We start from the raw sequence: 1,824 nt of genomic DNA, 5'->3' as shown, positions 1-1,824 counted from the left end.
ACTTCAGTGCCGATAGCTGCCATCTGGTCATCACCACTTTTGCTCACAGAGCGATAATCTGTGATCTGCAGGCTGATGGATCATGGAAAAAAATGGGCGTAATTAAACATGATGCCTTGATCAAATCAGCCAATTTCAGCGCCGACTGCCTCCATGTGGTGACCGCCAGCGAAGATCATAAGGCGAAAATCCATAGCCAGAATGCTGGATCATGGGAAGAAAAAGCCTGCATTGAACACGATAAAATGGTCACCTCAGCAAACTTCAGTGCCGATTGCCAGCATGTGGTGACCGCCAGTGATGATAACACGGCGAAAATCAGTAGCCTGCAGACCGATGGCTCATGGAAACTAAAAGCCAACATTGTCCACCAGGATAAGGTTCTCTCGGCCAGCTTCAGTGCTGATGCTTGCCATCTGGTGACCGCCAGTGTTGATGGTGTCGTAAACATTTATGGCCTGGAGGCCAATGGCTCATGGCTGCAAAAAGCCGCCATTCAACAAAAGACAGGATTCACCGCAGCCAGCTTCAGCGCCGATAGCCGAAATGTGGTGATCGTCAGTCAAGATAACAAGGTGAGAATCACTGAACTACGCAAGAAGAATTGATGGTTGAATGAGCGTATGGATCAGGGCTCTTTTGTTGCCTGGGAGGCTGACCTCAATTTTATGAACTTTCATCATAAAACCCAGTCTAATCACTTGAATCAATTTTGAATGTCCTCTCTGAGCGAGGATAAACACTGACTTTGAAGCTCTGGAGGAGCCAGGCATGAACCCTCTGAACAACCATTCCAGCGATGACGCTTCACCCCTGCCAACGAAGCAACCTCGAATGGAGGAAGCAGCAACGGGTGACTGTGCAGGCAGGGACGTTATTGTATATCACCAAAATCAATCTCCATTCCTCTGTTTGCCCGACGAAACAAAATCAATAATTATTCGCTATTTGGGTTTTCGCGAGATTACCCGTTTAGCAAAGGTATGCAGGTATCTTCGCGATTTTGTTAAAAATGATAAAGCGATGGAAAGAGCATGGTATCGCCGGTTTCCTTCACCACACCAATATCAACTACAGGCGATGATTACGACTAAAGATACACAACAACTCTGTGATTGGTTGAAGCCGTTTGCAAATAAGGACACTATCGAGTCACTTTTAAAACAACAACAAAGTACTTTTTTTCATCCTCAGCTCCTGTTCACCAACAGTAAACTGATGTCTCAATGTAAAACATTCAAGCTGACAAAAAAAGCCGAAATCACCCATAATTTCGGTGTCAACACAGCCAGCTTCAGTGCCGACAGCCGTCGTGTAGTGACCGCCAGTTTAGATAGGGCGTTGAAAATCTATGAACAGGAGAGTGGTGGAAACTGGGCAGAAAAAGACACTATTATCCATAGTCGTTCAGTCAGGTCGGCCAGCTTTAGCTCTGATGGCTGTTATGTGTTAGCCACCTTTTATGATAAGACATTCAATATCTATAGTCAGTCAGACAATGGAACATGGGGAGTAAAAGCCACCGTTCCCCATGTTCCCAAAGTCAATTCAGTTACCTTCAGTATTGACGGCAGCCGTCTGGTGACTGCCAATCCAGATCACACGGTGAAAATCTTTGCTGAGGGGGACAATGGATCATGGGAATTAGAGGACACTATTTACCATACCTGTCCGGTCGCTAATGCCAAGCTCAGTGTCGATGAGAGTCTTCTGGCGATCCGGGATGAACGTCTCACTGTTAAAATCTATGACAAGAGAGTCAATGGATCATGGATGGAAAAAGCCACCATTCGAAACCAGAGCAAAATCGTCCATTTCAGCGCC

General features: G+C 46.0%; 2 protein-coding genes. Both read left to right on the top strand.

Features of this window, described 5'->3' with window-relative positions:
* The coding region (locus KDK16_RS01930) for a WD40 repeat domain-containing protein (RefSeq protein ID WP_257274418.1) at positions 1-608 on the top strand (608 nt) is incomplete at its 5' end.
* A gap of 163 nt (positions 609-771) precedes the next feature.
* Positions 772-1,824 (top strand): F-box/WD40 repeat-containing protein (locus KDK16_RS01925; RefSeq protein ID WP_257274417.1); only part of this gene is annotated, 1,053 nt, incomplete at its 3' end.

Source organism: Endozoicomonas sp. SESOKO4, from assembly GCF_024606275.1.
This window is presented reverse-complemented; position numbering and strand designations above follow the sequence as displayed.